Below are 21,481 nucleotides of genomic sequence, written 5' to 3'. Positions count from 1 at the left end.
TTTCCCCTTAAAAATACCCTTGACGCTTCTTTTGCTCCATTGATGCAGCTTGGTCACTATCGATTAACCGACCTTGACGTTCACTCGTCGTGGATATCAGCATCTCTTCGATAATTTCAGGTAAGGTCTCTGCCTGTGATTCAACAGCCCCCGTTAATGGCCAGCACCCTAGCGTCCGAAAACGCACTTTTCGCTTCGCAATCACTTCACCCGCTTTTAAATCTATACGGTCATCATCTACCATCAATAGTGTGCCATCCCGCTCTAATACAGGGCGCTCTTTTGCAAAATAGAGAGGCACAATATCGATATTTTCTAAGTAGATATATTGCCAAATATCCAGTTCTGTCCAGTTGGATAGTGGGAAGACGCGAATGCTCTCACCTTTATTAATTTGCCCATTATAGTTATGCCATAATTCAGGGCGTTGGTTTTTAGGATCCCAACGGTGTGAACGGTCTCTGAAAGAGTATATTCTCTCTTTTGCGCGTGATTTTTCTTCATCACGCCTTGCCCCCCCAAATGCTGCATCGAAACCATATTTATCCAGCGCTTGTTTTAAACCTTCCGTTTTCATAATGTCTGTATGCTTTGCGCTACCATGTATAAAGGGATTGATACCAAGCGCCTCCCCTTCTGGATTCCGGTAAACTAGGAGTTCGAAACCATAGTTTTTCGCCGTTTTATCACGAAATTCATACATTTCACGAAATTTCCACCCTGTATCCACATGTAATAATGGAAATGGCAATTTACCTGGATAAAAAGCCTTACGCGCTAAATGCAACATAACGGATGAATCTTTGCCTATTGAATAAAGCATCACTGGATTTGCAAATTCAGCAGCCACTTCACGTAAAATATGAATACTTTCAGCTTCCAACTGCTGCAAATGGGTCAATCGTTTTTCATTCATGATGGCCTCCTTCTATTAAGCCAATTCCAGCACGGCTGAACGCCATCTGTTTTCCACGACTTGATGACCAAACCAAGCTAACTGTTGATGTAATGCGACGACTTCACCAATCACTAATAAAGCAGGCGAAGGCGCTTTTTGCGCAAGTGCTTCTAATTCATGCAACTGACCACTAAGCACTTGCTGGTTACTGCGTGTACCACAACCGATGACTGCCACAGGGGTTTCTGGGGAGCGCCCAAAATAAATCAATTGTTTACTAATGCTATCCGCCTTTACCGTTCCCATATAAATGGCTAAGGTTTGATGACCTCTAGCCAAAGCTGGCCAATCTAATTCATTCCCATCATTCTTACAGTGCCCTGTGATAAACGTGACACTTTGAGAATGTTCACGGTGCGTCAAAGGGATCCCCGCATACGCTGTCGCACCAATCGCTGCTGTAATACCGGGAACCACTTGAAAAGGAATACCTGCGGCGGCAGCCACTTCAAGCTCCTCGCCACCTCGACCAAAAATAAAGGGGTCACCACCTTTTAAACGTACGACTTTTTTCCCCTGTTTCGCTAGTTTGACAATTAACGAATTGGTCTCTTCTTGGGGAACTGAATGACGATGAGCTCGCTTTCCAACACAAATTTTGTCTGCATCACGCCGTGCTAAATCAAGCACTTCCTCACTAACAAGGTTGTCGTATAAAACAACATCTGCATTTTGCAAAACTTGCAGACCTTTTAATGTTAATAGCCCTGCGTCTCCGGGGCCTGCGCCAACAAGGGTCAGCTCCCCGCTAGTATCTTGCTCATACAGTTGTTTCTCTAACTGCTGCTCTGCTTGTGAAAGTTGGCCTTTTTCAACCAATGAGGCAAAGTGACCATTAAAGCTTTTTTCCCAAAAGCGTTTGCGCTCACGCATGCTGGTAATAGACTCTTTCACCTTTTCGCGCCAGCGCCCTGCTATCTCAGCCATCTGGCCTAGTGAATGTGGTAGCATCCCTTCCAGTTTTTCGCGTAATAAACGAGCAAGTACGGGAGCCGTTCCCCCCGATGAAATAGCAACAACGACAGGGTCTCTATCGATGATTGAAGGCACAATGAAAGAGCATAGCGGCTTTTCATCAACCACATTTACAAAGGTGTGTTGAGACTCCGCATCATGAAAAACTTTCTCATTCAATGAGGGGTTATCAGTTGCAGCGATCACCAAATATGCCTTCTCAATATGTGCAGAGTGATACTCACCTTTAATCCACTCAAATGCATTTTGCTCATAAAGGCGCTGTAAGAGTGGGTTTAATGTCGGAGAAATGACGACAAGCGCGGCATTAGCTTTAAGCAATAGCTCTGCTTTGCGTGCTGCAACATCGCCGCCGCCAACTAGCACAGCTTTGCGGGATCGAAGATCCACAAATAACGGTAAATATTCCATCTTGCTCTTCCGGTGTTATATCACTTTTTTATGACAACCATTTAAATTGACTATATGGCGTGCAAGTTGGGTTATGAAATGCCAAAAATTCATTAGATGTAACGCAAAGGAATAAGTCAGCCTAATGAGTTATGAAGAAGAAATACTCATAATGGCATCAAAGCAAAACGCGATTTCACGACTAAGATAAGTATTGATCGCTTCTTTTCTACAGATGCCTTGAAAAAAATGAGTTAGACTAAGCACATAAATAGAAAATAAATATAAATGACTAAGCCTTTATAAGTATTTAGCTAATTAAGACAAAACATTATGATAAAAACGGATAAAAAGAAACTCACCATTAATGATATTGCAAAGCTATGTGGCGTAGGTAAATCAACAGTTTCAAGGGTGATTAATCAAGACCCAATGGTTAATGAAGAGACTCGGCAAAAAGTTAATCAAATAATTGAAAAATACCAATTTACTCCCTCAAAATCTGCCCGTGCAATGCGAGGCTATTCAAACCGCTCTTTCGGCATCATCATGACGCGTTTAGATTCTTACGCTGAAAACCAAGCAGTCAGTTCCATGCTACCTATTTTCTATCAAAATAATATCGACCCTATTATTTTAGAGAGTCAATTTAAACCGGAAAAAGTTGAGGAACATTTAAAAATGCTTGCTCGCCAAAAGGTTGATGGGATTGTCTTTTTTGCTTTTTCAGGCATTGATATCAATAAGCTCTCCAATTGGAAACAAAAAATGGTTGTTATTGCGCGACCATTAGAAGGTTTTGTCTCTATTTGTCACGATGATGAAAGTGCGGTTAAAAACCTTATGCACTATTTTCATAAACAAAAAAATTACCAACAAATAAGTTATATCGGGATCAATGTTCACGATGAAACAACGGGCCTACTTCGTTACCAATCTTATCTACACTATTGTCAGCAGCAAGGTTTAATCCCTCACGCACAATTAGGTGAACTTAATTACCAAAGTGGCTATATGCTTGCTAAAGAGATCTTAACCACATCACCACAAGCCATACTGTGCGCAACAGACTCATTAGCATTTGGTGTACAAAAATACTTATCCGAACAAAACATGAATCATATCGATGTGGCCTGTATTGGGCGAAATGATTTATTGGCCTTTTTATTTCCTCAAACCAAATTCTACCGTTTAGGCTTTAGAGAGAGTGGGAAAGAGGCTGCTAATATATTGATTAAAATGGCAAAAGAAGATGTTCCGCCACAAAAAATCATTATCTCCAGTGATAAATTAAATTAATAACTTAAGAAAATAATTATTATTACTTGTGATCATCGTCTAGTTATGGGAACGTTCCCGTTCAAATAATGCAAATAAGGATATATATTAAAAAAAACATAACTACGATGAGAAAATAAATATGCCTAGTGCCAAAGATTTAAAGGCCATTGAAGAGCTTATTGCACTGATTGGCGGTAAAAATAATATTATTAGTGTTTCTCACTGCTTAACAAGGCTGCGCTTTGTTCTTAATGACCCTAATATCGCAGAAATAGATAAAATAAAACAAATCCCTTTTGTTAAGGGGTGTTTTAATAATGCCGGACAGTTCCAAGTTATTATTGGTGTCGATGTTGACCACTATTATCAAATTCTTTCAAAGCATCTTGAGTTAGAAACAAAAAGTAAAGATGAAGTAAAGTCTGACGCCAAAAAAAATATGAGTTTTTGGCAAAGGCTTATCGCAAATTTGGCAGAAATATTCGTACCACTATTACCTATTTTAATTTGTGGTGGTTTACTTTTAGGTTTGCGTAACGTTATTGGTGAGATGCCTGTATCGGATAATAAACCTTTAACCTATTTTTATCCTTGGTTAAAGCCTATTTATGATTTCCTATGGTTACCTTGCGAAGCAATATTCCACTTTTTACCTGTTAGCATCTGCTGGTCTGCAACTAAAAAGATGGGGGGTACCCCAGCCCTAGGTTTAGTATTAGGGATCACTTTAGTTTCTCCTCAGCTAATGAATGCCTATAATTTAGGCTCACAAATTCCTGATGTTTGGAACTTTGGGCTGTTTACAATTGAGAAAGTCGGTTATCAGGCGCAAGTCATCCCTTCTATCTTAGCAGGTTTATTCCTCGGCTGGTTTGAGACCCGTTTACGCCGTTACATTCCCGATTATTTAAAATTGGTTATTGTTCCAATCGTCACATTGATTATCTCAGTCTTCGTCGCACACGTTATTTTAGGCCCTATTGGCAGAAGCATTGGCAATGGTATTGCCGAAGTCATCAAGCTATTAATGCTAGGTGACTTTGCGCCTATTGGCTCAGCTATCTTCGGTTTTTTCTACTCGCCAATGGTGATCACAGGGTTACATCACACAACCTTAGCGATCGACTTACAGATGACTCAAAGTTACGGCGGCACCCCTATTTGGCCTATTATCGCATTATCAAATATTGCCCAAGCTTCAGCAGTTGTCGGTATCATTATTGTTAGCCGTAAAGCAAATGAACATGAAATTACTATCCCAGCCGCTATTTCAGCCTATTTAGGTGTAACAGAGCCGGCTATGTATGGTGTTAACCTAAAATATGGCTTCCCTATGCTATGTGCGATGGTTGGTGCTTCACTCGCAGGACTGATTTGTGGTTTAAACCATGTTCTATCTAATGGTATTGGCGTGGGTGGTTTACCTGGCATTTTATCGATACAACCAACTTATTGGTTAGTTTACCTGTTCGCTATGGTCGTCGCCGTTGTCGTTCCCATTGCATTAACCGTTATCGCCTATCGCTATAAAGAAAGAAAAGGCACGCTACAAGCTAATTAATATATCATCAAATTTAAGGTTTATTATGAATTACTTATACATTGTTTTTACAGATATCAGCGTGTCTGTTGAGTACAATAATAATAAATATGATTACACCTTTGACACCGTAAATAGTACTTATCATGACTGGTTAAATATCGCTAAGAAAATAAATAGCGACTTTCAATTGATTGACGGTGGCGTTATACAATGGCCAGTCGATGACGATGGAAAAAAATCTTATGTGATAAAAACACAAGATAATAAAACTATTGATTTCGCAAATTTATTTACAGAATCTCTTAATAAGCCATTTATTATTGAAAATATCAGGGAAGTAAATCAACAGGACAGCTTAGAGAGGAAATTCATTCATCGGGAAAAAGAACTTACTTGGTCAATTGAGTATTCCGGTTTAACATCAGGGAAAGATGAGTATTGCCAAGAGTCACTATTAACGGTGGCAAATGGGTATATTGGCCTGCGCGGTACATTACCGGAGATGACAGCGAGTCATGATTATTACCCTGCAACTTATATTGCAGGCCTATATAATCAAGCAACCTCTCAAGTCAACGATCACCAAGTGGTCAACGAAGACTTTGTTAATGCACCGAATGGTCAGTTTATTTCGCTTAAAATCGGAGATGGCGACTACATTCATCCAAATAATGTAACCACACTTGCTCTAACCCGCCATTTAGATTTTAAAACCGGTGTCCTATCTTCTGACTGGCTTATTGAAACAACAGACGGGAAACAACTGAATATTCGCTGTTTCAAGTTTGCCAATATGGCAAATATGTCTCATTACGGCCTACATTACCAATTTATTCCGTTAAATTTTTCTGGCGAAATGACCCTTCTCACTCGCTTAGAAGGGAACACTTGTAATGCAGGAGTAGAACGATATCGTAGCCTAAATCAAAACCATTACAGTGTGTTAGAAGGTGGTGCAAAGCAACAAAATGCTTATCTGTTAGCTCAAACTCATCAATCAAAAATAGGGATTGGCTTAGCATCCTCTCTTTGTGGTGATTTCTTTTCACCACAAGACATTATTTGCCATTTTTCTGACTCAGTTGTTGAGCAAAGTATCACATTCAATGCTCAGAAAAATACCCCCTATACTGTTGAAAAAAGTGTCGCGCTAACCACATCTACGGCTTACCCCGATAATTGGCAAGATGTTACGAAATGGGAACTTCCCGCTTGGCAAACCCAGTTAGCAGAAACAAAACAAGCATGGCAAACTTTATGGGATGAAGCTGATATTGCAGTATCAGGGGATTTAATGACGCAAAAATTATTACGTCTACATACCTACCATTTACTTTCATCAGCGTCACCGTTTAGTAACGAAAAAAATAAACTTGATGTTTCCGTCACCGCACGAGGGCTACACGGAGAAGCTTATCGAGGGCATATTTTTTGGGATGAAATTTTCATTTTCCCATTTTATATCATGCATTTCCCTGATACCGCTCGCCAACTTTTACTCTATCGTTATCGCCGATTAGAAGCTGCCCGACTCGCAGCGAAGGCCGCCGGTTTCCAAGGCGCTATGTTCCCATGGCAGTCAGGTCACGATGGTACAGAGCAAACTCAAGTTCTGCATTTAAATCCATTATCTGGTCAGTGGGATCCTGACCACAGTTGTCGCCAACGCCATGTTTCATTAGCCATCGCTTACAACGTGTGGCTATATTGGCGTAATACCCTTGATAACCCATTTATGGAAGAGTATGGCTTAGAGCTGCTCAATGACATCACGTTATTTTGGCTTAGCCTATGTCAGTGGGATGAGCAAGACCAACGTTTTCATATCAGTGGCGTCATGGGCCCCGATGAATTTCATGAAAAATATGCCGATGCTCAAGAAGGCGGCCTAAAAGATAATGCCTATACCAATTTAATGGTGGCGTGGCTTTTCAATGAGATGACAACGCTGTATCGCGATAAACGTTTTACTGACAAATTATCTGAATTTGGTTTTTCTGCAAATACGCTCGACAAGCTCTGCCAAATTAAAACGCAGCTCGCTGTCACGCTAAATCAAGATGACGTTATTGAACAATTTGCAGGCTACTTTGCGTTAGATGATCTCGACTGGGAAAGCTATCGCCAGAAGTATGGCAATATTTACCGAATGGATCGGATCCTACGTAAAGAAAATAAATCAGCAGATGATTTCAAAGTCGCTAAACAAGCCGACACACTCATGTTGTTTAATAACTTAGATAAAACAACTGTGAAATCTTTAATTGAATCTCTGGGCTACTCATTATCTGAAAGCTTTGCGGAGAAAAATCTACATTATTACCTTGAACGCACCTCTCATGGCTCAACCTTATCGCGCATTGTTCATGCTTATTTAGCCGAACAAATACAGCTCCATGACCTATCGTGGCAACTCTATCAGGATGCCTTGTACTCAGATTACAACGATATCCAAGGTGGAACGACGGCTGAAGGCATACATACCGGAGTGATGGCAGCGACTTTAAATACTACGATCATGGCTTACGCTGGTGTCGATATTCGACAAGATATTCTTAATATCGTGCCTTCTTTACCTAAACAGTGGCAAGGGCTGAGTTTTAAATTAAGACACCAATGTGTTTTGTTCCACATCAGGGTAACTCATAACAATATTACGGTGATGAGTGATAAAGCATGCACAATATCAATCAATAACCACCTCTATAGCCTTGTTCCTAATACACCTTTTTCCTTAAATTCTAATGAGGGTAACGCTAATGGTTAAAGGACTCATATTTGATCTTGATGGTGTTATTGTTGATACCGCCGGTTACCATTATTTAGCTTGGAAAAAGCTGGCTAGCGAAATCGGGATTGAAATTGATGAACAATTCAACCAATCCTTAAAAGGAATCAGCCGTGTAGAGTCATTAGATAAAATTTTACGCCATGGTAATAAGCAAAATTCATTTTCTATTGAAGAGAAAAATATGCTCTCTGAAAGGAAAAATGAATATTATCTGAAGTTACTTGATAACATTAGCCCAAAAGATATTTTACCCGGCGTATTAGATTTAATTAAGCAGGCTAACCAATACAATATACCTTGTGTTATTGCCTCTGCATCCCAAAATGCGCCAACTATATTGAAAAAATTGGCTATAGAGCACTATTTTCAATCTATTGTTGATCCTAAGTCATTAAAACAAGGTAAACCCGATCCTGAAATCTTTTTAAAAGCAGCGCAGCTCATTGATGTGCCTGCTCAGTATTGTGTTGGTTTTGAAGATTCAATGGCAGGAATACAAGCCCTTAAAAAAGCGAGGATTTATGCTATTGGTATTATCGCTGAAGGCCCACTGCCTGAAGCTGATCGTGAAGTGCACTCATTAACTGAAATAGACATACATACACTAATCAAATAATAAATTATCGGATGGAAACTCTGTTTTCCATCCAGATATAAACAAGGAATAAAGAATGAAAACTAAACTATTAGCTACTGCTGTTAGCTTAGGATTAGCTATGCCTGTTATAACCGAAGCTAATACAAGTTCTCTATCAATAGAGCAACGTTTAGCGCTTTTAGAGCAAAGAACACTTGCTGCTGAGAAAAGAGCAGAACTTGCTGAACAAAAAGCAGCTAATTTAGAAAAAGCATTACAAAATCGTCAAGTTATTAATCAGCCAATCAATAATACAACAGCTACGACAAATCATACTGAAGCCCCACATTTAATCGAAACCAATAGCCAATATGGCAAGCTTAAACTTTACGGTGATGTCGAATTTAATACTGATATTGCTAGTAAAAAAGGGCAACTGACCTCAGTAAATACTCAGGCAGGAAAAGATAAAGATTTTGGTGATTATGATAAATGGGGAATTAATGGCCGTATTCTAATTGGACTTGATGGTGAGCGTTCTTTAAAGAATAACAACTATGCAGGCTTTTCCGTTCAACCACTCGCTAATATTAATGGACAAATTGGTTTAGATGATGCCAAATTCTACTTTGGTAAAAAAGAGAGTTGGCAAATAAAATTAGGCCGCTATGAAGCCTACGATATGTTCCCATTAAATCAAGATACCTTTATTGAGTATTCAGGTAATACCGCGAATGATACCTATAGTGATGGCTTTGGCTATATCTATATGATGAAAGAGGGCCGAGGAAGAAGCAATAGTGGCGGCAGCATGATGTTTAATACTAAATACGATAATTGGTATTTTGAAACAAATCTATTAATCGAAGATGGCACCAGTATCTTTACCGATGGCGAATACCATGGGCGAAAACAAATCAATAAGAAAAATGTTATCTATGTTCGACCTGTGATCGCTTGGAATAAAGACAACTTTAAAGTAGCCGCCGCCATTGAAAGTAATGTTATTAAAAATGCTTATGGTTATGAAGATAAAAATACAGGTGAGTTTAAAAACCAATCTAAGCGTAATGGATATGGTTTAACTCTAGGTTGGAATAGCTTAAAAGATGATCCAACAAATGGTATCGACGTAAACTGGAGTACGGCTTATTTAGATGCTAGCAATGAAACAGATTTTACTACTGGTACCAATATTTTATGGCGCCGCTTGCAGCTGGGTTATATTTACGCTCATAATGATATCAAGTCCTACGCATTAAATTATGATAGTGACATCGATAATGAAGTTATTTTTGGTCCAGGAAAATATGATATTCACACTTTATATACTTCATATGAGTTACCAAACATACTTGATATGGATAATTTTAAAATTTATATCGGCGCTTACTACTCTGTAATTGATGGAAAAGATATCGAAGTGAAAAATAGCGATAAAGATCGTTATGGCTCCAGAGTCAGATTTAAATACTTATTCTAAAAATTGAATTAAACATTGAGTGGCTGATTTATCAGGTCAGCCACTCAAGCTATTTGCAGTAACTTACCCTTCATGAAGCCCACATTCGCGTTTAAGACCGAAAAAGCGGGTCTCTTCTTCACTCATACCAGGCTCCCATTTACGAGTGGTATGTGTATCACCAACAGATAAATACCCTTGCTCCCAAAGAGGGTGATAAGGCAAATCATATTTGGTCAGATATTCATGTACTTGGCGATTATTCCAATCAACCACTGGTAATATTTTAAATACCCCTTTACCGATACTCAGTACGGGCAGCGTGGCACGACTCTTCGATTGCTCTCTACGCAGCCCCGAGAACCAACTTTGCGCTTTTAACTCCCGCAAAGCTCGATTCATCGGTTCAACCTTATTAATTTGATTGTATAGATCTATCCCCTCAGTTCCTTGTTCCCATAATTTGCCATAAATAGCTTCCTGCCACGCTGGAGATAATGGGGAGCGATAAACTTGCAAATTCAAATGGAGTTCATCTTTTAACTCTTCAATGAAGATGTAAGTCTCAGGAAAAAGATACCCAGTATCCGTTAAAATAACAGGAATATCGGGCATCACTTGTGTCACCATATGTAGCATGAGCGCCGCTTGTATGCCAAAACTGGATGACAATACAAATTTAGCGGGCAAATTATCTAATGCCCACTCGATTCGCTCAATAGCACTCAATTTTTCCAATTGCACATTCAATGCTGATAAATATTCAGCTTGTTGCACTTTATCTAATTTAAGTACTTCGGCAAGTTTGAGTTGACTCATACCGCCTCCTTCACTTCATAAAAATCGATAGCTGAATTCAGTACTGGTTTCACTACATTAGCGCGAATTAAGTAGTCGCCAAAACCTTCCTGATCTTCCCGCTCTTTTGCCCAACGACCAATCAAATTGTCTAAGATAGTTAAAATTTCCGCCGAACTAATATTCTCTCGATACATGCGCGGAATTCGAGTACCGATACGATTACCACCTAAATGTAAGTTATATCGGTCAATCGCTTTACCTACCAATCCAACTTCCGCCAGCATGGCTCGACCACAGCCATTTGGGCATCCTGTCACACGTAATACAATATGCTCGTTACCGATGCCGTGTGACGACATGATTTTTTCTACTTCACTGACAAATTCAGGTAAGAAGCGCTCTGCTTCCGCCATTGCTAATGGGCAGGTAGGGAAAGAAACACAAGCCATTGAGTTCTCACGCTGCAATGTCACCTCATCACTGATCAAACTATGTTCACGTGCAATCGCTTCAATGCGCTCTTTTTCCGATTCAGGCACTCCCGCAACTATCAGGTTTTGATTCGCCGTTAAGCGAAAGTCTCCCTGATGAATTTTAGCTATTTCTGCAACACCTGTTTTTAGTGGTTTATTAGGCAAATCGATTAAACGACCATTTTCAATAAATAACGTGAGATGCCAACGATCGTCTATCCCTTTTAACCAACCAATTTGATCACCACGTTGAGTAAACGCATAATGCCGAACTGGCTCGAAGGTTACCCCAGAGCGTCTTTCAACTTCTTGTTTAAATGTTTCAACACCAACACGTTCCAGCGTGTATTTTGTTTTAGCATTTTTACGTTCTGTCCGATTCCCCCAATCACGTTGAGTTGTCACGATAGCTTCTGCAATCGCCAGCGTATCTTTCAAATAAATAAACCCAAACTCACTGGCTAATCGAGGGTAAGTCGCCGTGTCACCGTGAGTCATCGCAAGACCACCGCCCACTAACACGTTAAAGCCAATTAACTCCCCATCTTGAGCAATCGCTACAAAGTTCATGTCATTGGCGTGTAAATCGACATCATTTAATGGCGGTATCACTACCGATGTTTTGAATTTACGAGGCAAATAGGTTTTCCCTAATATTGGCTCTTCATCCGTTGTTGCCACCTTTTCTTTATCAAGCCAAATTTCTGCATAAGCATTTGTACGTGGCAGTAAATGCTCCGATATTTTTTTCGCCCATTCATAAGCTTGTTGATGTAGCTCAGATTGAACGGGGTTAGAGGTACAAAGCACATTACGGTTCACATCGTTTGCCGTCGCTAATGCGTCAAGCCCCACATGATGTAACATTTGGTGTGCAGGCTTCACATCACCCTTTAAAATACCGTGGAACTGGAAGGTTTGTCGGTTAGTGATACGCACGCTGCCATACAGCGTATGTTCTGATGCGAATCTATCGATATCTAACCACTGTTTAGGCGTAATGATGCCTCCGGGCAACCGGCAACGAAGCATCATCGCATGGCGGGGTTCTAATTTTTGTTCAGCGCGCTCCGCTCGGATATCACGATCATCTTGTTGATACATCCCATGGAAACGAATTAGTAGGAAATTATCCCCTTCAAATCCGCCACTTAATCCATTTTTGAGATCTTCTTTGATAGTTCCACGTAGATAATTACTCTCGTTTTTCATCCGTTCACTATCAGCCAGTTTGCCTTCTACGACCAAAGGCCCGTATTTTTTATCACTCATTAGTAGACATCCCTCTGATAACGGCGCTCCACGCGCAGCTCACTTAAAAATTCATCTGCCGATTCGCTATCCATGTTTCCGTATTGACTGATAATCTCCAGCAACACCTGCTCCACATCCCGAGCCATGTGATTCGCATCACCGCAGACATAGATATGTGCCCCTTCTTCAATCCAGTGCCAAACTTCCTCACCTTGTTCACGCAACTTATCTTGCACATACACTTTTTGTGCTTGATCTCGGGACCAAGCCAATGAAATATTGGTCAACAAACCTTCTTTGACATAGCGTTGCCATTCCACTTGGTAGAGAAAATCTTCAACAAAATGTGGATTACCAAAAAACAACCAGTTCTTACCAGTCGCTTCCTCATTATCGCGTTGCTGCATAAATGCACGGAACGGTGCGATGCCAGTACCGGGGCCTATCATGATGACAGGTTTTGTACTGTCGGCTGGAAGACGGAAATTATCATTGTGTTCAATAAAAATACGCAGTTCATCACCTTCTTTTAGGCGATCAGCCAAAAAGCCAGAAGCACCACCTGTACGAGCACGACCATCAATGTCATAACGTACAACGCCGACAGTAATATGCACCTCATCTTCTGTTTCCGCCTGTGAAGATGCGATTGAATACAACCGTGGGGTCAATGGTCGAAGAAGCTCAACAAACTCTTGAGCGGTAGGCTGAGCGGCAGCTTGTCTCACCATATCAACAATGGGAGTATTTTGTGCATAGTGCAAAAGTGCCTGCTTATCACTTATTAACCCCAATAAAGTCTCGTCTTTTGACAAGTTGGCATATTTTTCAACAATAAGAGGGGTGTTTTGTGTCAATTCTAAATGGTGAGTCAGTGCATCACGTAGTGTGTATGATTGTTCAGCCACTTGAACCTTTTCATCACCGGTTAACCATAATAAACCGATAAGCTCCTCAACAAGAGCAGGATCATTATCAAACCACACCCCAAGCGCATCACCAGGCTGATAGCGTAACCCTGAATCCCCCAAATCAATCTCAATATGGCGAACATCTTTTAGTGATCCGCGCCCTGTGATCTTCTGATTGACCGATAAAGATGCGGTAAGTGGCGACGTCTTAGTGTAAGGTGATGAATGAATTTCATCTACGCTCCCTACCTGAGCCGCAACAAGTTGATGAGTACTTTGCGTTGGCACTCGCGCTTTAAGTAATTGGCTCAGTTCCTCAATCCATTCATCTGCAATTGCTTGATACTCTACATCGGCATCGATACGTGCAAGTAATGGCTTGGCGCCTAATTGAGCCAGCTGCGTATCAAAATCTTTACCAGCTTGACAGAATTTCTCATAGGAAGAGTCGCCTAATGCGAAAACAGCGTATGCCGTTTCATTCAGGCTTGGAGCCTTTTTGGAGTGCAAGTATTTATATAATGCAACCGCCTCCTCAGCAGGCTCGCCTTCTCCTTGTGTTGATGCAACTATCACCAATATTTTTTCTTGCGCGATCTGCTTAAATTTATAATCTCCTGCATTCACTAAATTCACATTGAGCTTTTCGCTGAGCAACTTTTCTCTAAGTTGTTCAGATAAACGGCGCGCGTTGCCAGTTTGTGAAGCAGAAATGATTGTAATCGTTTCGTCCTGTGGCACGGGAGCACTCACAGGTGTGCTAGTCACTGTATTTTGGTTTACCATTCCCCACAAATATCCAGACAACCAAGCTAATTGGTGAGATGAAAAATCATCCACGGCTGTCTGTAAGCGTGCAAGTTGCTCCATAGATATTGGCAATGCCGAAATTGGAGACTGTTTTTTTGTCATTATCTTATAACCCCAGAGTTGCTCATCATAAATTACTACCCCGATAGTTTGTCAGGTTATAACACCCTTTCGTAACGGGATAAGAAACGATCGCCATAACTAATAGCTAAAAAGCCTAATGAAAATAGTTAGTGAATCATACTCATAAAAATGGTTAGTGATAATTCGACAAAATAAGATGCTCGGAGTACAAATTACAGTAGAATACGCTGCATTTCGATTTATAAGGAGTTAGTTATGAGAACAAGCATCTATAAAGATTTTCATTTTGAAGCGGCACACAAACTTCCCTATGTACCTGAAGGTCATAAATGCGGTCGCCTCCATGGCCATTCTTTCATGGTAAGATTAGAGCTGACAGGCGAAGTCGAGGAAAAAAGTGGATGGCTTATCGATTTTGGTGATGTCAAAAAAGCATTTAAGCCAATCTTAGATCAACTCGACCATTATTACTTAAATGATATTGAAGGCCTCGAAAATCCAACCAGCGAGGTGCTGGCGAGCTGGATTTGGCATAAAACCAAACCCCTCTTACCATTACTCAGTGCCGTGACAGTGAAAGAAACCTGTAATGCTGGCTGTATTTACCGCGGCGAATAGACACTTTCTGGTATGCCGTGTTCAACGCGGCACATCAGGCGATATTAAGATATTTATGGGTTTGAATAGAAAGACGCCAATTTCGCGCAATACACGTATCGATACATAACTTGGTTGCTAAGCTTTTTTGGCTAATAGGCTGTAATGCAACAACTGGCGCATGTTTTTCGGTTCGTTTTGCCAACAATTTATCCAACTCTTCAATGTCTTTTTCACGCGCAACAGGGTGCTTGATTTCATTTGCTCGGTTAATTGATTCCGTAAGCACCTGTAATCCCCCTTTCATCCCCACTTTTGGTGATACCGTTACCCATGTTTTATCTGAGCATTGAATAGGATAAGTGCCACTCGTTTCAATTTGGCACTGATAGCCTTGATTTTCTAACTCACACGTTAAAGGAAGCAGATCGTAAATACACGGCTCTCCCCCTGTGATAACAATATGTTTAGCTGTATACCCTTGTTTTTTCATGAGGTTGATTAATTCATGACTATCCGCCAGCGCCCATGTATCTGTATCAACGGTTTTTAGTGCAATATCACCAAGTGTTGTTGCTTTGCTCTCTTCTTTCTCCCAAGTATGTTTGGTGTCGCACCAACTGCAACCCACTGGGCAGCCTTGCAAGCGAATAAAAACAGCAGGAACACCGGTGAACACACCTTCACCTTGTAATGTTTGAAAAATTTCATTGATTGGGTAATTCATCGCACTCTCTGGCATTGTCATCTTAATACGTATTATATCGCAGATATCTATCCGCGGTTAACCCACTTTATGGTAATGTAAACAGCTTGGATTTGATAAAGCACATCTGATTAAAAAAACCGAAACGATATTCGGTAATTAAAGACAGGACAAAAAATGCAAAGTAGTAAAAAAAATCAACTCAGAAAGGGACTGAGTGTCAGGCACATTCGCTTTATGGCCTTAGGGTCAGCGATTGGTACAGGCCTCTTTTATGGCTCCGCTTCAGCCATACAAGCAGCCGGCCCCGCAGTGCTCATCGCTTATATGATAGGGGGCGCTGCCGTTTTTATGGTTATGCGTGCTTTAGGTGAAATGGCGGTTCATAACCCAGTTCCAGGGTCATTTTCTCACTATGCCAGCCACTATATGGGGCCATTAGCAGGCTTTCTAACCGGATGGAACTATGTTTTCGAAATGCTGGTTGTCTGCCTTGCAGATATCACCGCCTTCGGGATGTATATGGGCTTTTGGTTCCCTCATGTTGATCAATGGGTATGGGTACTCAGCATCGTTTTATTTATCGGTGCGTTGAATTTATGTCACGTTAAAATATTTGGTGAGCTTGAATTCTGGTTATCGATAGTCAAAGTGACCGCGATTATTGCCATGATTATCGGTGGTGCCTTCTTAATGTTCTACGGTTTTGGTAAAGAGACAGACCACGCTGTCGGCTTGCAAAACCTATGGGAACATGGTGGTTTTATGCCGCATGGCATTACTGGCGTTATTGCCTCTCTCGCCATTGTTATGTTTGCATTTGGTGGGATTGAAGTGATTGGTATCACCGCAAGCGAAGCTCAAAACCCAGAGAAAACCATCCCTAAAGCAATTAATGCCGTGCCTATTAGGATCTTGCTATTCTATGGTTTAACACTCTTTATCTTAATGTGTATCTATCCATGGAACCAAATTGGGCAAAACGGTAGCCCATTCGTGCAAATTTTTTCTAGTCTGAATATTTCTTCTGCCGCAAACATTCTAAACATCGTTGTTATCACCGCCGCCATTTCGGCCATTAACAGTGATATTTTTGGTGCTGGTCGAATGATGTACGGCATGGCTCAAGATAAACAAGCACCTAGCGCTTTCACTAAGTTGACACGCAATGGTGTGCCATGGGTAACCGTCTTGGTGATGTCAGCCGTTATGCTGCTTGGCGTATACTTAAATTACCTTTTACCTGAGCGAATTTTCGTGATTATTGCTTCAATTGCAACGTTTGCCACTGTTTGGGTATGGTTAATGATCTTGCTTTCGCAGGTTGCTATGCGCCGTAAAATGAGCCAAGAAGAGGTTAAACAGCTCAAGTTCCCTGTACCATTTTGGCCGGTCGGCCCTATGGTGACGATTGCCTTTATGGTATTTGTTATCGCATTACTTGGGTTCTTTGAAAACACACGAGTGGCTTTAATCGTCGGTTGTGTTTGGGTTGTGATACTTACTGTTGCCTACTTTATAATGCGCGATTACCAAAAAAATAATTAAAATAATCCTATCTGCAAAACACAACATAACGCCCCATCATTGATGGGGCGTTTTATCATTAACTTTCTAATTCAAGAGCCTGCTCAAGGTCGGCAATCAAATCATTTACATCCTCTAGTCCAATCGATAATCTCAGTAATCCATCACTTATCCCATAATATTGTCGTTCTTCTGGTGTATAAGTTGAATGTGTCATACTTGCAGGGTGTTGTGCTAAGGATTCACAGTCCCCCAAGCTCACTGCTCGTGAAAATAGCGTTAAACGATTTAAAAAGCGTTTACCTGATTCCATGCCGCCTTTAATTTCACAGGCAATCATGCCGCCAGGTAATTTCATTTGTTTTTTGGCTAGCTCATATTGTTTAAAGCTCGGCAAGCCTGGATAAATGACAAATGCAATTTTAGGATGAGAAGAGAGATATTGTGCTATCTGTTGAGCGCTCTTCACAATACGCTCCATACGAACAGAGAGCGTTTTCATTCCTCGCATAATCAAACTCGCATCATGAGGTGATAAACACGCTCCCGTCATATCTTTTAACCCAACTAGCCGGATCTGCTTCGCTATTTCCTTTGTTGTTATGGCTGCGCCTGCAATAACATCACCATGACCACTCATATACTTGGTTAATGAATGGATCACAATATCAACGCCTAAAGTGATTGGCTTTTGTAGATAAGGAGTACAATAGGTGTTATCAACAACGACAATAATATTATGCTCCTTTGCAATATTCGTTACCGCTTGTATATCCACCAAGCGCATATCAGGATTAGCTGGGGATTCAAAAAAAATCATTTTCGTCTTTTTGCTGATCGCTTGAGCTACATTTTTAGGGTCACTCATATCAATGTGGCGTACCTGAATACCGAATCGCTCGAGTCCATTATGAAAAAAGGAATAAGTACACCCATAAACCGTCATATCAACTAATAGTTCATCACCTGGGTTCATTAGAGACCAAAAAGTCGATGTAATGGCTCCCATTCCTGACGAAAATACAATCGCTGCTTCACCTTCTTCTAAATCAGCGAGCCTTTTTTCTAACAAATCTAGCGTAGGATTATTAATTCTTGTGTAAATATACCCTTCTTTCTCACCACTGAAACAGGCGGCTCCCTCTTCCGCACTGCTAAATGAATAAGTTGAGGTTTGATATATAGGCGGAACCAACGCCCCTTTGTTTTCACGCTGATCATAAAAACTGTGTATTATTCGAGTATCAAAAGCATTCCTCTGATTTAAGCTCATACCACTCTCCTAAAAAATTACTTCTCATTGGATTGAGGTATCCTAGAACCCATAATCTGCAACGTTCTTAATAGGATACTAATCCCCCGTAAAGTATTTGGATCTTTTAACAAGCTATAAACTGAACGAAAATTATGCGTTTTATCATCATATATCGCCTCCATCTTAGCCATGTTATATGCCGTTCCTAGCTCCCAAACTGGCGTTAACGTGTCTTCGAATGAATTGGATAATTTTTCAACCGTACCTAAATCAAGAATATCAACAAGGTCAGAAACTAAAGAAAGTAGATCAACGATATTATCTAAGCGTTTTAAATGCAGCAGTGGTGATATTTTCTCGGCGAAATGATCTACAGACTCTGAATTAAGTAGCTCAATAAGTTTGGAGTGCGTATTTTCATTTGACATGATAATTACCCTCTTACACTAAACCACGGATAGCAGCCCAATAAAGACCTCTATTGAAACTATTTCTGAGTAGTCCTCCCACCTTAGTTGCAGGTATTGGGATAACATCATGTTTATAGTCATACTGTAATGGCATACCTGCATTTAATCCCATTTGAGCAACGGCTTGTACACGCCCATCATAAATAGCCGCAGGATAACCATAAGTTAATTCACCAAAAATATTATCAGCAATAATCCCAGCTTGGTTATGACAGCTCCCTCCTGCTTTACTGATAGGCAAATCAACGGTATCACCGATTACATACACTCCATCTGTGCCGTAGACTTGCATGGTTTCATGATCTGTTGGGAGCCAGCCTTCACCATTATTGTGCTCACTTAAGCCTGTATTAATCACAGCTTCAACAGCTGTAATTGGCGGAGTGCTAATTAAAATATCAAAAGGCTGCTCATCACCTTCTTGTGAATAAGCGACTTTCTTGTCTGGATCTACTTTACTTAATGTAAAACCTCGTTGAGCTTTAATATTTTTTATATTAAAAATCTCAGGGATAGCTTCACAAACAGGTTGTTGAAGGAAAAGGCAATTACGTAATAATTGAGAGACTGTCGGGTAGGTGTATACAATTTCAATATTGTCTCTTACACGACGTTTACGTAAAAATTCATCTAACATCAATGTCGTTTCCATTGGTGCGATACCACATTGATGAGGAACATTTGGCGTTTCAGGAAATGATACGGTGATAAAGATCCTACCTTTTTCAATTTTTGATAATTGATCTGCTAACTTTCTTGCTGGCTCATAAGAATAGAAGTGGTTACCTATTTCTTTTAACCCTTCTATTCTATCTGGCCTAGGAACACATCCTGTCGCGATAACTAAGTAATCATAATTTAAAGTCTTACCGCTATTTGACTTTAGTTCTTTATTTTTAAAGTCAAAGGACTCAATTTTATCAATCACTAAATTAATTTCGGGCCGTAATAACGATCGTTCATGGCGACTTAACTCCTCTTTAAAGAATAAGTTAAATGCAACATACATAAAAGCTGGTTTATAATAATGAGTAGGGTTATCAGTCACTAATGTTATTTTTATTTTTTTAGAAAAAATATCCTTATTAAGTTTCCTTGCAAGGATATTCGCTAACATTGTACCACCTGTACCACCACCGACTATGACGATATGCTTCATACTTTAACCCACCTATTATTTAAGTTGTGTTAAATCGTTATCATATAGATATATAAATATAGTTTAATTTAATTAATTCGCCATACATTTAATTAATAATTAATATTCATCCACCAAATAAAACTAATTACATTCAGTGAATTATCATTAAATAAAAATAAGCAAGATTATAGTTATCTTTATTTTTAATTACCGAATGAAAATAATAACATTCATTTTAAGACTAACTTATTTATACAGTCTAATAATAAATATTTGTTTTTAGCCAAATAAACATTATCTGCAACTGACATATCGATAATGTTTATCGTAAGAGCAGAATAACTATAAATGGCTTTTTAAGTATGAAATTACTAATAGGTAGGTACTCAAATAATTTTTATACTAAGTCAAACTGAGTAATAATTGGGTTATGATCTGATGCATCTGTGTTTGTGACATAACAATCTTTCACTTTTAAGCCTCTATAAAAGAGATAATCTAGAGGCCGTCCAAACGCTTTAGTGCGCTGATCAGTATCATAGTTAACCTCTTTAAGCCCCACGCTTCTAACAAAGCGTTTTAAGGCGTTAACCCTTTGGCGGCTCCACGCATTAAAATCTCCAGCCAAAAGTACAGGGCCAACGTGTTTCGATATATGCTCACCTAATTTACTTAATTGCCTTGTATAAACATCAACACCAAAACTAAAGTTTATGGCATGCACATTTGCAACCATCAAATGCTCCCCATTAGGCAAGGGATAAACTGTTATCAATGCCGATTTTGCTAAACGCAATAACGGCTCTTTTTCGCGTAGCGGGCAACAGTAGATAGGATGAGCAGTTGCTAATGTCATTACGCCAGCAGGATGCTGAGAAAAAGGCAACGCGGGCACTTGATCTGCTATCAGTTTGTGGGAGGCTGCGAATGAAATAAGCTCAGGCGACATTTGAGCTTCTTGAAGTAGAATCAGTTTTTTATCTTTAACTAACTCATTAAGGATCTTTTTCCAGTTAGGTCGCTGTTGTTTATAAATATTCCATGTCACAACATCTAAGGTTTCTCCCGCCGCAAATAGGGGAAGCCCCACGGGTAATGATTCTCCTAACATATGTACAGGCATTGGCTGAATACGTTTAGCGGGTTGACCTGCAATATATCTGACAGAATAGGTTCTTTTCGCCACGTTTCTGATCCCTACAAAATTAGAAGTTAAAAGCATTTTAGCAATTTTATAAACCATATGGCTTGTAGTATATCAAACCTACCCTGTTATATCTTATGTAGTTAAGGCTAAACTCCACTGATAATTATCTGTTCATTAACCATTTCTGAATTATTCATAGCATTTTGCAAGCATCAAACACATGGTTTGCGCTAAGCAAGTTCATAATCTATTGAAGAAATGTAGTATGCAGGAAGAGGTTAAAGCACAGATAAAAAAAGCCCCGTGAGTTATCTCACGGGGCTTGATG

Annotated in this window: 17 protein-coding genes; 7 read left to right on the top strand and 10 right to left on the bottom strand. The window is 40.0% G+C overall.

Features of this window, described 5'->3' with window-relative positions; all coding sequences use genetic code 11:
* Nucleotides 1-7: 7 nt before the first annotated feature.
* Nucleotides 8-916, bottom strand: coding sequence for a sulfate adenylyltransferase subunit CysD (cysD, locus tag PSE69_RS17765; protein ID WP_004922922.1), 909 nt, complete (start codon nucleotides 914-916; stop codon nucleotides 8-10).
* A 15-nt stretch (nucleotides 917-931) separates the two neighbouring features.
* Nucleotides 932-2,344 (bottom strand): siroheme synthase CysG, encoded by a 1,413-nt coding sequence (gene cysG / locus PSE69_RS17760; RefSeq protein ID WP_004922925.1) that lies wholly within the window; start codon nucleotides 2,342-2,344, stop codon nucleotides 932-934.
* 312 nt (nucleotides 2,345-2,656) lie between these two features.
* Between cysG and treR the strand changes: the two genes are divergently transcribed.
* The 5 genes from treR (at nucleotide 2,657) to PSE69_RS17735 (ending at nucleotide 9,998) form a co-directional block, all read left to right on the top strand.
* Entirely contained in the window at nucleotides 2,657-3,622 is a 966-nt protein-coding gene (gene treR, locus PSE69_RS17755; RefSeq protein WP_121874827.1) for a trehalose operon repressor TreR, read from the top strand.
* A 121-nt stretch (nucleotides 3,623-3,743) separates the two neighbouring features.
* Nucleotides 3,744-5,165 carry a PTS trehalose transporter subunit IIBC gene (treB, locus tag PSE69_RS17750; RefSeq protein WP_004922928.1) on the top strand — a complete coding sequence of 474 codons (1,422 nt, stop codon included), beginning with the start codon at nucleotides 3,744-3,746 and terminating at the stop codon, nucleotides 5,163-5,165.
* A 25-nt stretch (nucleotides 5,166-5,190) separates the two neighbouring features.
* On the top strand, nucleotides 5,191-7,914 hold the full coding sequence (locus tag PSE69_RS17745) for a glycoside hydrolase family 65 protein (RefSeq protein WP_272675302.1): 2,724 nt from the start codon (nucleotides 5,191-5,193) through the stop codon (nucleotides 7,912-7,914).
* Nucleotides 7,907-8,554 (top strand): beta-phosphoglucomutase, encoded by a 648-nt coding sequence (pgmB, locus tag PSE69_RS17740; RefSeq protein ID WP_004922933.1) that lies wholly within the window; start codon nucleotides 7,907-7,909, stop codon nucleotides 8,552-8,554. Before PSE69_RS17745 ends, pgmB begins: the two co-directional genes overlap by 8 nt.
* Before the next feature lie 55 nt (nucleotides 8,555-8,609).
* Nucleotides 8,610-9,998 carry a carbohydrate porin gene (locus PSE69_RS17735; protein WP_121874829.1) on the top strand — a complete coding sequence of 463 codons (1,389 nt, stop codon included), beginning with the start codon at nucleotides 8,610-8,612 and terminating at the stop codon, nucleotides 9,996-9,998.
* Between the two features lie 63 nt (nucleotides 9,999-10,061).
* Here the strand turns inward: PSE69_RS17735 and PSE69_RS17730 are convergent, their stop codons facing one another.
* Genes PSE69_RS17730 through cysJ form a run of 3 tightly spaced genes read right to left on the bottom strand, consistent with a single transcriptional unit; the run spans nucleotide 10,062 to nucleotide 14,328 of the window.
* Nucleotides 10,062-10,796 carry a phosphoadenylyl-sulfate reductase gene (locus tag PSE69_RS17730; protein ID WP_014656638.1) on the bottom strand — a complete coding sequence of 245 codons (735 nt, stop codon included), beginning with the start codon at nucleotides 10,794-10,796 and terminating at the stop codon, nucleotides 10,062-10,064.
* Nucleotides 10,793-12,523 (bottom strand): assimilatory sulfite reductase (NADPH) hemoprotein subunit, encoded by a 1,731-nt coding sequence (gene cysI / locus PSE69_RS17725; RefSeq protein ID WP_121874830.1) that lies wholly within the window; start codon nucleotides 12,521-12,523, stop codon nucleotides 10,793-10,795. The genes PSE69_RS17730 and cysI overlap by 4 nt, the downstream gene beginning before the upstream one ends.
* Nucleotides 12,523-14,328 carry an NADPH-dependent assimilatory sulfite reductase flavoprotein subunit gene (cysJ, locus tag PSE69_RS17720; protein WP_121874831.1) on the bottom strand — a complete coding sequence of 602 codons (1,806 nt, stop codon included), beginning with the start codon at nucleotides 14,326-14,328 and terminating at the stop codon, nucleotides 12,523-12,525. The genes cysI and cysJ overlap by 1 nt, the downstream gene beginning before the upstream one ends.
* A 237-nt stretch (nucleotides 14,329-14,565) precedes the next feature.
* Between cysJ and queD the strand changes: the two genes are divergently transcribed.
* Entirely contained in the window at nucleotides 14,566-14,928 is a 363-nt protein-coding gene (queD, locus tag PSE69_RS17715) for a 6-carboxytetrahydropterin synthase QueD (RefSeq protein ID WP_014656641.1), read from the top strand.
* Nucleotides 14,929-14,962: 34 nt separating this feature from the next.
* Here queD and queE read toward each other — a convergent pair whose 3' ends face one another.
* Complete coding sequence (gene queE, locus PSE69_RS17710) at nucleotides 14,963-15,634, bottom strand: 7-carboxy-7-deazaguanine synthase QueE (RefSeq protein WP_014656642.1); 672 nt, start codon at nucleotides 15,632-15,634, stop codon at nucleotides 14,963-14,965.
* Between the two features lie 156 nt (nucleotides 15,635-15,790).
* Between queE and PSE69_RS17705 the strand changes: the two genes are divergently transcribed.
* Entirely contained in the window at nucleotides 15,791-17,161 is a 1,371-nt protein-coding gene (locus PSE69_RS17705; protein WP_040132396.1) for an amino acid permease, read from the top strand.
* Nucleotides 17,162-17,219: 58 nt separating this feature from the next.
* On the opposite strand, the gene PSE69_RS17700 is transcribed toward PSE69_RS17705, so the two are convergent.
* The 4 genes from PSE69_RS17700 to PSE69_RS17685 form a co-directional block, all read right to left on the bottom strand.
* Nucleotides 17,220-18,413: a methionine gamma-lyase gene (locus tag PSE69_RS17700; protein ID WP_004922949.1), complete on the bottom strand. Its 1,194-nt coding sequence runs from the start codon at nucleotides 18,411-18,413 to the stop codon at nucleotides 17,220-17,222.
* Between the two features lie 17 nt (nucleotides 18,414-18,430).
* On the bottom strand, nucleotides 18,431-18,823 hold the full coding sequence (locus PSE69_RS17695) for a hypothetical protein (protein ID WP_014656645.1): 393 nt from the start codon (nucleotides 18,821-18,823) through the stop codon (nucleotides 18,431-18,433).
* Nucleotides 18,824-18,836: 13 nt separating this feature from the next.
* Complete coding sequence (locus PSE69_RS17690) at nucleotides 18,837-20,024, bottom strand: NAD(P)/FAD-dependent oxidoreductase (RefSeq protein WP_004916265.1); 1,188 nt, start codon at nucleotides 20,022-20,024, stop codon at nucleotides 18,837-18,839.
* Between the two features lie 379 nt (nucleotides 20,025-20,403).
* Nucleotides 20,404-21,192, bottom strand: a complete 789-nt coding sequence (locus PSE69_RS17685) for an endonuclease/exonuclease/phosphatase family protein (RefSeq protein WP_169342390.1) — start codon at nucleotides 21,190-21,192, stop codon at nucleotides 20,404-20,406.
* Nucleotides 21,193-21,481 lie beyond the last annotated feature (289 nt).

It is taken from the genome of Providencia sp. PROV122 (assembly GCF_028482365.1).
Classification (GTDB): Bacteria; Pseudomonadota; Gammaproteobacteria; order Enterobacterales; family Enterobacteriaceae; genus Providencia; species Providencia stuartii.
This window is presented reverse-complemented; position numbering and strand designations above follow the sequence as displayed.

What these genes read in the sequence shown, in the direction of transcription:
- PSE69_RS17695 (WP_014656645.1), bottom strand. Translation starts at nt 18,823, where the DNA reads ATGTCAAATGAAAATACGCACTCCAAACTTATTGAGCTACTTAATTCA.
- PSE69_RS17735 (WP_121874829.1), top strand. Translation starts at nt 8,610, where the DNA reads ATGAAAACTAAACTATTAGCTACTGCTGTTAGCTTAGGATTAGCTATG.
- PSE69_RS17745 (WP_272675302.1), top strand. Translation starts at nt 5,191, where the DNA reads ATGAATTACTTATACATTGTTTTTACAGATATCAGCGTGTCTGTTGAG.
- PSE69_RS17690 (WP_004916265.1), bottom strand. Translation starts at nt 20,024, where the DNA reads ATGAAGCATATCGTCATAGTCGGTGGTGGTACAGGTGGTACAATGTTA.
- cysG (WP_004922925.1), bottom strand. Translation starts at nt 2,344, where the DNA reads ATGGAATATTTACCGTTATTTGTGGATCTTCGATCCCGCAAAGCTGTG.
- treR (WP_121874827.1), top strand. Translation starts at nt 2,657, where the DNA reads ATGATAAAAACGGATAAAAAGAAACTCACCATTAATGATATTGCAAAG.
- queE (WP_014656642.1), bottom strand. Translation starts at nt 15,634, where the DNA reads ATGAATTACCCAATCAATGAAATTTTTCAAACATTACAAGGTGAAGGT.
- treB (WP_004922928.1), top strand. Translation starts at nt 3,744, where the DNA reads ATGCCTAGTGCCAAAGATTTAAAGGCCATTGAAGAGCTTATTGCACTG.
- queD (WP_014656641.1), top strand. Translation starts at nt 14,566, where the DNA reads ATGAGAACAAGCATCTATAAAGATTTTCATTTTGAAGCGGCACACAAA.
- cysI (WP_121874830.1), bottom strand. Translation starts at nt 12,523, where the DNA reads ATGAGTGATAAAAAATACGGGCCTTTGGTCGTAGAAGGCAAACTGGCT.
- PSE69_RS17730 (WP_014656638.1), bottom strand. Translation starts at nt 10,796, where the DNA reads ATGAGTCAACTCAAACTTGCCGAAGTACTTAAATTAGATAAAGTGCAA.
- cysJ (WP_121874831.1), bottom strand. Translation starts at nt 14,328, where the DNA reads ATGACAAAAAAACAGTCTCCAATTTCGGCATTGCCAATATCTATGGAG.
- pgmB (WP_004922933.1), top strand. Translation starts at nt 7,907, where the DNA reads ATGGTTAAAGGACTCATATTTGATCTTGATGGTGTTATTGTTGATACC.
- PSE69_RS17700 (WP_004922949.1), bottom strand. Translation starts at nt 18,413, where the DNA reads ATGAGCTTAAATCAGAGGAATGCTTTTGATACTCGAATAATACACAGT.
- PSE69_RS17705 (WP_040132396.1), top strand. Translation starts at nt 15,791, where the DNA reads ATGCAAAGTAGTAAAAAAAATCAACTCAGAAAGGGACTGAGTGTCAGG.
- cysD (WP_004922922.1), bottom strand. Translation starts at nt 916, where the DNA reads ATGAATGAAAAACGATTGACCCATTTGCAGCAGTTGGAAGCTGAAAGT.